Annotated in this window: 9 protein-coding genes; 6 read left to right on the top strand and 3 right to left on the bottom strand. The window is 73.4% G+C overall.

The window, feature by feature from the left end:
* Nucleotides 1-54: 54 nt before the first annotated feature.
* A complete protein-coding gene (locus B7L92_RS21300; protein WP_081239086.1) occupies nt 55-642 on the bottom strand; it encodes a hypothetical protein in 588 nt (195 codons plus the stop codon).
* 564 nt (nt 643-1,206) lie between these two features.
* Between B7L92_RS21300 and B7L92_RS21295 the strand changes: the two genes are divergently transcribed.
* Both B7L92_RS21295 and B7L92_RS21290 read left to right on the top strand, forming a co-directional pair.
* Complete coding sequence (locus tag B7L92_RS21295; protein ID WP_081239085.1) at nt 1,207-2,724, top strand: glutamate-cysteine ligase family protein; 1,518 nt, start codon at nt 1,207-1,209, stop codon at nt 2,722-2,724.
* A gap of 80 nt (nt 2,725-2,804) precedes the next feature.
* Nucleotides 2,805-3,605 (top strand): CPBP family intramembrane glutamic endopeptidase, encoded by an 801-nt coding sequence (locus B7L92_RS21290; protein WP_081239084.1) that lies wholly within the window; start codon nt 2,805-2,807, stop codon nt 3,603-3,605.
* A gap of 107 nt (nt 3,606-3,712) precedes the next feature.
* On the opposite strand, the gene B7L92_RS21285 is transcribed toward B7L92_RS21290, so the two are convergent.
* Entirely contained in the window at nt 3,713-4,522 is an 810-nt protein-coding gene (locus B7L92_RS21285; protein WP_081239083.1) for a PhzF family phenazine biosynthesis protein, read from the bottom strand.
* A 175-nt stretch (nt 4,523-4,697) separates the two neighbouring features.
* On the opposite strand from B7L92_RS21285, the gene B7L92_RS21280 reads away from it, so the two are divergent.
* From B7L92_RS21280 to B7L92_RS21265, 4 genes are all read left to right on the top strand, one after another.
* Nucleotides 4,698-5,318 carry a PadR family transcriptional regulator gene (locus B7L92_RS21280; RefSeq protein WP_081239082.1) on the top strand — a complete coding sequence of 207 codons (621 nt, stop codon included), beginning with the start codon at nt 4,698-4,700 and terminating at the stop codon, nt 5,316-5,318.
* Nucleotides 5,319-5,531: 213 nt separating this feature from the next.
* Nucleotides 5,532-6,119, top strand: coding sequence for a Clp protease N-terminal domain-containing protein (locus B7L92_RS21275; RefSeq protein WP_081239081.1), 588 nt, complete (start codon nt 5,532-5,534; stop codon nt 6,117-6,119).
* Between the two features lie 73 nt (nt 6,120-6,192).
* The gene (locus B7L92_RS21270; protein WP_081239080.1) at nt 6,193-7,197 is read left to right on the top strand and encodes an EamA family transporter; all 1,005 of its coding nucleotides are present in this window, start codon (nt 6,193-6,195) and stop codon (nt 7,195-7,197) included.
* A 217-nt stretch (nt 7,198-7,414) separates the two neighbouring features.
* The gene (locus B7L92_RS21265; RefSeq protein ID WP_081239079.1) at nt 7,415-8,371 is read left to right on the top strand and encodes a DMT family transporter; all 957 of its coding nucleotides are present in this window, start codon (nt 7,415-7,417) and stop codon (nt 8,369-8,371) included.
* Between the two features lie 41 nt (nt 8,372-8,412).
* Here B7L92_RS21265 and B7L92_RS21260 read toward each other — a convergent pair whose 3' ends face one another.
* A complete protein-coding gene (locus tag B7L92_RS21260) occupies nt 8,413-9,045 on the bottom strand; it encodes an FMN-binding negative transcriptional regulator (RefSeq protein ID WP_081239087.1) in 633 nt (210 codons plus the stop codon).
* Between the last annotated feature and the right edge of the window lie 42 nt (nt 9,046-9,087).

The following is a 9,087-nucleotide window of genomic DNA, read 5'->3' as shown; positions in this document are numbered from 1 at the left end:
CCGCCGGCCCGGATCGCGGGCGGCGGGGGACGCGGAGCCGGAGTGCGCGGGGCCTCAGGCGGCGGGGGAGTCGAGCAGCCGGGTGGGCGTCACCCGGTGGGTCAGTACCGGGAGCAGGTCGGCGACCCGGTGCGGGCGGTGGGCCGCGATCCCGGGCGGTGCCGGAGCCAGCGGGACGAGCAGGTCGGTGGCGGCCGGATGTCCGGTGGCCGCGTCCGCGGTGGGGTCGCCGTGCAGCCAGAGCGTCAGCATGTAGAGCCCGGGCACCGACAGCAGCCGGGGCTGGTACGGCTGCGTCAGGGCCTCGGCCTGGCGCAGCGCGAGCTCGGTGGAGGCGACGTAGGGGCCCTCGAAGAAGCGGGAGAAGGTCCAGCCGTCGGGGGTGAGCACGGTGTCCGCGGCGGCCACGGCGCGATCGCCGCAGCGGATCAGGAAGCGCCACCCGGCCAGACGCGTCGCGGACACGTCCTCGGTGGCGATCCGGTCCAGGACGTGCACGGGCAGGGGCAGCTCGGGCGAGGCCGGTCCCCGCGCGCCGAGCAGGGAGGGGGTTCGGGCTTCACGGACCGCGGTCGGGGAGGAGAGCGCGGTGAGGACGGAACGCAGGGCGGGCGCGGGAGCCGGCGGGACATGCAGCGGCATGGTGGGTCGCCTCTCATTCGAAGGCACGGTGGCGCGAGGGCGGGGCGTGGCGGTGCGGACGGCGCTGTCAGCTCGCGAAGGTCAGAGAGGCGGGGCCGGGGGCTGAGCGCGAGAGGTGGGGGTGAGGTCTGCCGCCACATCACCTCGTCGGCTGGATCGCTCGACCGTGGGCGCCAACCTTCTCTGCCTTGTGCACGAAGTTTATACGACGCCCGTTCAAAATATGTTTCGCCTAGCTGTTTTCGGCTCGCGAAACAAGGGTACTTCCGGCCGATGAAATGCGAAAACCATCCCGATTTCAGGAGGGGTGCGCGACGGTGACCTCGGAAAACGACCGCGGAGTGGTCGGCTCATTGCCGTCGGCGTTTTTCACGAGTTCGCAGCGGCCCCGTAACGTGCGTTGCGCGCCATGCCGCGTGAATGTGCCACTGGTCACAGTCGCCAGCGTAGCGGCCGATGAGTCCCTCCGGGGCGTTATCGATCGCATTGACGGGGCATCCTCCCTTGTGCACCGGGACCCCGGCGGCCGTTCTTCGGTCCGCCCATCCGAGGAGGGACGCTTCGATGGGGGAGAAGGTCGTGGCAGGTCAGTTCGACCTGTCCGATCGCCAGCGCTACCGCGACAAGCTCCACAGGTGTCTGACGGGCTTGGAGCGACTCCTGGCGGAGAAGCGATTCGACCGCCCCAAGAACCTCATGGGGCTGGAGATCGAATTGAATCTCGCGGGTGCCGACGGCATGCCGAGAATGTTGAATGCGCAAGTCCTCGAACGCATCGCGAGCCGGGATTTCCAGACGGAGCTCGCCATGTTCAACCTGGAAGTCAACATCGCTCCCCACCGCCTGGGCGGCCGGGTATTCGACCGGCTCGACGAGGAACTGCGCACCTCGCTCGGCTACGCCGACCGAAAAGCCGGAGAGGTCGACGCGGGCATCGTGATGATCGGCATCCTGCCGACGCTGGGCCGGGACGACCTGGTCTCCTCGAACCTCTCCGACGTCGACCGCTACACCCTGCTCAACGACCAGATCGTGGCCGCGCGCGGTGAGGACTTCAAGCTCGACATCGACGGGGTGGAGCGCCTCAGCTGCACCTCGAAGTCCATCGCGCCGGAGGCCGCCTGCACCTCCGTGCAGCTGCACCTCCAGGTCACCCCGGACCGCTTCGCCGACGTGTGGAACGCGGCGCAGGCCGTCGCCGCCGCCCAGATCGCCGTGGGCGCCAACTCCCCCTTCCTCTTCGGGCGCGAACTGTGGCGCGAGTCGAGGCCCCCGCTGTTCCAGCAGTCCACCGACACCCGCCCGCCCGAGCTCCAGGCCCAGGGGGTGCGGCCGCGCACCTGGTTCGGGGAGCGGTGGGTCACCTCGGCCTTCGACCTCTTCGAGGAGAACCTGCGCTACTTCCCGGCCCTGCTGCCGATCTGCGACGACGAGGACCCCCTCGAGGTGCTGGACCGGGGCGGCATCCCCACCCTCGCCGAACTCGTCCTGCACAACGGCACCATCTACCGGTGGAACCGCCCGGTCTACGGCATCGCCGACGGCGTCCCGCACCTGCGGGTGGAGAACCGCGTGCTGCCCGCCGGGCCCACCGTCACCGACGTCATCGCCAACGCGGCCTTCTACTACGGCATGGTCCGCGCCCTCGCCGAGGACAGCCGGCCGGTGTGGAGCCGGCTGCCCTTCGAGGCGGCCGCCGCCAACTTCGACGCCGCCTGCAAGGACGGCATCGACGCCCGCCTCACCTGGCCCCGGCGCGGCCGCTACGGCGGTACGGCCGAGGTGGACGCGGTCACCCTCGTGCGCGACGAACTGCTGCCGCTCGCCGAGGCCGGACTGGACGCGTGGGGGATCGAGCCCGCCGACCGCGACCTGTACCTCGGGGTGATCGAGGAGCGGTGCCGGCGCCGGGTGAACGGCGCGACCTGGCAGACCGCGACCTTCCACCGGGCCCTGGACCGGGGACTGGGCCGCGAGGCCGCGCTGGCCGCCACCACCCGCCGCTACCGCGAGCTGACGGAGCAGGGCGATCCGGTGCACACCTGGCCGGTGGGACTGCCGGAACCGGTGCCGACGGCCTGACCGCTGCGCCCGGCCCGCCGACCGGGCGCCCGGCCACTGCCCCCATACTGATCGGACCGATCGGTGATGTGGAGGCAGGTGTGCAGGCGGAGGCGGGCCCGGTGGCCGATTCGTACCCTGAGCGCAGGCTCTCGCGGACGACGCTCCGCAACGAGACGCTGCTCGTGCTCGCGCTCTCACTCGGCGCGAGCGGCGTCTCCGCGCTGATCAGTTTCCTCGGATCGGTCACCAGGCCGGGCGGTCTGAAGGACCAGGCGGCCACGCTCAACGCCTCGGCCGCGCCGGGCCGCCCCTGGCTGGACCTGGCCTGGCAGCTCTTCGGGATCACCACGGCGCTCGTCCCGGTGGCGCTCGTCGCGCACTTCCTGCTGCGCGAGGGGGCGGGGCTGCGCACCCTCGGGTTCGACCGCACCCGCCCCTGGTCCGACCTCGGCCGCGGAGCGGCGATCGCGGCGGTCATCGGCAGCAGCGGCATCGCCTTCTACCTGGCCATGCGCGGCCTCGGCTTCAACCTCACGGTGGTGCCGGAGGCGCTGCCCGAGGTGTGGTGGAAGTACCCCGTGCTGATCCTCTCGGCGATGGAGAACTCGATCCTCGAAGAGGTCGTCGTCGTCGGCTATCTGCTGCGCCGGCTGGACCAGTTGGGCTGGTCCCCGGGCGCCTCGCTGGCGGCCAGTTCGGTGCTGCGCGGCTCGTACCACCTCTACCAGGGCATCGGCGGCTTCATCGGGAACGTGGTCATGGGCGTGGTGTTCGTGTACCTGTACCGGCGCTGGGGCCGGGTGGGACCGCTGGTGGTCGCCCACACGCTGCTCGACATCGGGGCGTTCGTCGGTTACGCGCTGCTGGCGGGCAGGGTGGACTGGCTGCCGACGGCCTGAACGCCCGGGTGAGGGCCGGGCGAGGAATCGGGAGCGAGGGGCGTGCGGCCGTGCCGTACGCCCCTCGTCCTTCCGGTGCGCTTCCGCGCCCCGGTCCCGGTCCGGGCTCAGACGAGCAGTTCGCCCTCGATGACCGTCACCGCCCGCCCGCTCAGCAGGGTGCGCTCGCCGCGCACCTCCGTGCGGACCCGGCCGGAGCGCGGTGAGGCCTGGAGGCCGGTGAGGACGGAGCGGCCGAGGCGCTCGGACCAGTACGGGGCCAGGGCGGTGTGCGCGCTGCCGGTGACCGGGTCCTCGTCGACGCCGAGGTTCGGGAAGAAGCAGCGGGAGACGAAGTCGTAGCCCAGCGCGGGGTTCTCGGCGCGGGCGGTGGCGATGATGCCGCGCTCGGAGAGGGCGCCGAGCGCCTTGAGGTCGGGGCGCAGGGCGTGGACCGTGCGCTCGTCGGCGACCTCGACGAGCAGGTCCCCGATCTTCGGGCCGGTGTCGAACGCCGTGCGGGGCGCGGCGCCCAGCGCGTCGGCGACGCCCTCGGGGAGGTCCACCGGGGTGAGCGGGGCGGTGGGGAAGTCCAGCGTGAGGGAGCCGTCCTCGTCGGGGGTGGCGGCGAGGACGCCGCTGCGGGTGGCGAACCGCACCGGGCCCTTGTGCGCGCCGGTGGTGTGCAGGACGTGCGCGGTGGCCAGGGTGGCGTGGCCGCACATCGTGACCTCGGTGGTGGGGGTGAACCAGCGCAGGGCCCAGTCGGCCTCGCCGCCCGCCGGGAGCGGGTGGGCGAAGGCCGTCTCGGCGTGGTTGACCTCCAGCGCGACGTTCTGGAGCCAGGGGTCGTCCGGGAAGGCGTCGAGCAGCAGCACTCCGGTGGGGTTGCCGGCGAAGGGCCGGTCGGTGAAGGCGTCGACGATTCGAATGCGCATGCCCCGACCGTAAGGGCTGCGCGAAGCCGCAGGCCAAGGCCAATGTGCGGGGACTGGACCGGTTTCCGGGAGCTTCCGGAGCGGTGGTCCGGCGGCCCGGGAGGTTGCCCACCGAACCATCTCGATATATCGTTGAAGCATCGCGACAGATCAACGATGGAATGGAGTGGTTGCGATGCGCACCCATGGTTTCGAGCACGGACACCGTCACGGCGGTCCGCGCGGCGGCCGGGACGACTTCGACCGGCCGCGCGCGGCGTTCGGTCCCTTCGGTCCGGGCGGGCCCGGTGGTCCCTTCGGTCCGGGCTTCGGCCACGGCCCGTGGGGCGGGCGAGGGCGCGGCGGACCCAGGGGGAGGGCGCGGCGCGGTGACGTACGGGCCTCGATCCTGGCCCTGCTGAAGGACCGGCCGATGCACGGCTACGAGATGATCCAGGAGATCGCCGAGCGCAGCGGCGGGGCGTGGAAGCCCAGCCCCGGCTCGGTGTACCCCACCCTTCAGCTCCTGGAGGACGAAGGGCTGATCGTGAGCGAGAGCGAGGGCGGCAAGAAGCTGTTCTCCCTCACCGACACCGGTCGCGCGGCGGCCGACGAAGGCCCCGACGCCCCCTGGGAGGAAGCCTCCCGCGGCGTCGACTGGGAGGCGCTGGGCGAGATCCGGCAGGCCGGCTTCGGACTGATGGAGGCGTTCGGTCAGGTCTGGAAGACCGGCAGCAAGGAGCAGCGGGACAAGGCGCTCACCGTCATCAACGAGGCCCGCAAGAAGCTGTATCTGATCCTCGCCGACGAGGACTGACCGCGGCGGGCCCGAGGCCCGGTGCGGGCGAACGACCGCACCGGGCTCCGCCGTCGTGGGGCGTGCGGCAAGGCGGCGCGCGCGCTCGGGGGGAAACTCCCTGATCTCCTCCGCAAGGAGGAGATTTCGGCCCGGGGAGTCCACTTCCCGTGGGACGCGGAAATGCTTCCCGCCGGGGATGACCCGGGCCCGCGGGGCTGATGGGGTGGGGATGTGCAAGCCCCTATCCCCCGGCAGTCGGCCCCTGAGCCCCGAGAGCGGGGGGCCCACCGCGCGGACAACGATGCCAGGCTCGGTGCCGAGCTGGCAGCGGTGGTCACCGGTGCCCGCCGCAGAGCGGTCCGGGACGGGGACCGCCAGATCGACACCGCCCATCTGCTGCACTCGCTCCTGGAGTCCGACACCGAGGTGAGAGCCGTCTTCGGCGAGGGCCCGCACATCGCCCGGCTGCTCGGCTACCTGGTCCAGCGCAGCATCGGCTACGGCCTGCGCTGGCAGAGCGGCGTCGAGGACTCCGGCGACGTCCCCGTGGCCGCGGAGGTCGCGGGTTTCTCGCCGCTCGCCGCGGCCTGCATGGAGCGCGCCCACGAGCGCGCCGCCCGCCGCGGTGACGGTCCGGCACGTGGAGTGGACCTGCTCGCGGAGATCGCCGTGGAGCCGCAGGCGCGGGCCGTCGAGGTGCTCGAGCGCGCCGGTGTGGACACTCCCCGGCTGTCCGGCCGGATCGAGGCGCGGACCGACGGGCGGTACGGCGCACGGCCCGGGCGGTACGCCGCCGAGGACGGCGACCCGGCCCGCTGAGCGGCCACCGCGCCGTCCAGCCGATGGGACAGGTGCCATGGGGGGTGACGCTCCTGTCGGTGCCTGTCATCATGTGCCGGTGCATACCTCTGTCAGCACTCGGAGCACTCGTGGCAAAGGCGTCGGGCTCGGCCTCGCGCTGCTGTCCGCGGTGGCCTTCGGGGGATCCGGTGTCGCGGCCAAGCCGCTGATCGAGGCGGGGCTGGACCCGCTCCACGTCGTGTGGCTGCGGGTGACGGGCGCGGCGCTCGTCATGCTGCCGCTGGCGGTGCGTCACCGGGGATTGCTGCGCCGCCGTCCGGGACTGCTGGCCGGGTTCGGTCTGTTCGCCGTGGCCGGTGTCCAGGCCTGCTACTTCGCCGCCCTGTCCCGCATCCCCGTGGGCGTCGCGCTGCTGGTCGAGTACCTGGCGCCCGCGCTGGTGCTCGGCTGGGTGCGGTTCGTGCAGCGGCGCCCGGTGACCCGGGCCGCCGCGATCGGCGTGGTGCTGGCGGTGGGCGGGCTCGCCTGTGTCGTGGAGGTGTGGTCGGGCCTCGGCTTCGACGCCCTCGGGCTGCTGTTCGCACTCGGCGCCGCCTGCTGCCAGGTCGGCTACTTCGTCCTGTCCGACCAGGGCAGCGACGCCGGCGACGAGGCCCCCGACCCGCTCGGCGTGATCGCCTACGGCCTGCTCGTCGGCGCCGCGGTCCTGACCGTCGTCGCCCGCCCCTGGTCCATGGACTGGTCCGTGCTCGCGGGCAGCGCCGAGATGGACGGCACCCCGGTCGCCGCCTTCGTGCTGCTGGCGTGGATCGTCCTGGTCGCCACGGTCGTCGCGTACGTCACCGGCGTGCTCTCGGTGCGCCGGCTCTCGCCGCAGGTCGCGGGTGTCGTGGCCTGTCTCGAGGCGGTCATCGCCACCGTCCTCGCCTGGGTCCTGCTCGGCGAGCACCTGTCGGCGCCGCAGATCGTGGGTGGTGCGGTCGTGCTGATGGGCGCCTTCATCGCCCAGTCCTCGGCACCGGCGAAGGGCTCCGACCGGCCGGTGGCCGGCAGTGGGCCCGAACGGGAGTTGTCCCTGCCGGAAACGACCGCATAAGGTGTTGATCATGCATGCGCACGCACTCGTTCTCCCGCCTCCGGCCGCCTGAGGCGGGCCCTCCGGTACATCCGCCCGGCGCGTCGCCGGGCGTGACGGTGCTGCCCGCAGACGGAGTCCGCTGACCCCGCCGCCCGGTCCGAGGGCCTGAACCCGGGGTCCCTTCCTTCCCGCGCCACGGCGCTGCCCGTGGTGCGCGCATCTGCGGAGAGAACACGTGTCGAACGCCGTCCTGGGCCTGCCCGTCGGGCGAGGCCTGCTCTACCTGATCGTCGCCGGTGCCGCCTGGGGCACCGCGGGTGCGGCCGCGTCGCTGGTCTACCGGACCAGCGACATGGGGCCCGTCGCCCTGTCCTTCTGGCGCTGCGCGGGAGGTCTCCTGCTGCTGTCCGCCGCCCGGCTCCTGCTGCCGCGCGACCGGACCGCCCCGTCCGTGCCGGCCGGCCGCCGTCTCCTGCGCGCGGTGGCCACCGGGGTGGGGCTCGCCGTCTTCCAGACGGCCTACTTCGCCGCCGTCTCCGCCACGGGACTCGCCGTGGCCACCGTCGTCACCCTCGGCGCCGGACCCGTGCTCATCGCGCTCGGCGCGCGAGCGGCCCTGGGCGAGCGCCTGGGGGGCGGCGGCCTGGCCGCCGTCGCCGGTGCCCTCGTCGGGCTCGCCGTGCTCGTCCTGGGCGGCGGGAGGACGACCGTGGACCCGTGGGGCGTCCTGCTCGCGCTGCTGTCCGCGGCCGGCTACTCGGCGATGACGCTGCTCACCCGCTGGTGGGGGCGCGACGGCGGGACGGACGCCTCCGGCACGACCATCGGGGCGTTCGCCGTCACGAGCGTGCTGCTGCTGCCGCTCGCCGTGGTGGAAGGCCTGGTGCCGGCCACCGACGCACCCGGTCGGCTCCTCTGGCTCCTGGTGTACGTCGCCACCGTTCCCACGGCGCTCGCCTACGGCCTCTACTTCGCCGGCGCGGCCGTCGTGCGGTCGGCCACCGTGTCCGTGATCATGCTGCTGGAGCCGGTGAGCGCGGCGGTGCTCGCGGTCGCCCTGCTCGGCGAGCGGCTCACGGCGGCCACCCTGGTCGGCACGCTGCTGATGCTCGGCGCGGTCGCCGGACTCGCGGTGGGCGAGGCGCGCGAGGCGCGGGCCCGCGGTGCGGGGCGGGAGGCGGTGCCGGTGTGACGTGACGGCGGGGGCCCTTCCGCCGGGGAGGGGCCCCTCGGTCATGCCTGCCGGCGGCGCAGGACGTGTCCGCGGGCCGCCGCGTCACGCGCGCCGTCCCGGTCCGCCAGCCCGGCCGCGATCCGGTTGCGCACCGCCGCCGACCGCTGGCCCGCGTACTTGAACTTCGCGCGTACGCCCGTCACTTCGAGCCGCAGTACGCGGATGCCGGACAGCATCCTCCCGTACGGGGCCTCACCCACCGCCACCCGCGCGGAGCCGCCCTCCGGCTGGAAGTGGCCGACCTGGCGGTCGAGGAGCGCGGCCTTGTGCGCCGGGTCGTCCACGACATGGGCGCGGCACCGCAGCTGGACGGCCGCGTAGAGGCTCGTCGGCACGCCGTGCTCGGGCGGGACGTCCGGCTCCGCCTGCCAGGGGCCGGGGACGTAGACGTAGTCGTCGACCACGCTCAGCAGGACGACCGGGTCCGCCTCGACGGCCCGCCACAGCGGGTTGGGCCGGGCCAGGTGGGTGACCGCCTCGCCGCGTCCGGCGTCGTAGGCGAAGTGCAGGGGCTGGACGTGGGGCGGTTCGCCCGGCGGGCCGTTGACCGCGAGCTGTCCGAAGTCGTGCGCGGCCAGCCACTGCTGCCACTCGGCGTCGTCGCGGGGCGCGTCCCAGGGACGGATCAGCATCACAGGGCCGCCAGGTAGGCGGGCAGCGCGGTGCCGGGGGCC

This window comes from Streptomyces viridosporus (assembly GCF_002078235.1).
Classification (GTDB): Bacteria; Actinomycetota; Actinomycetes; order Streptomycetales; family Streptomycetaceae; genus Streptomyces; species Streptomyces viridosporus.
This window is presented reverse-complemented; position numbering and strand designations above follow the sequence as displayed.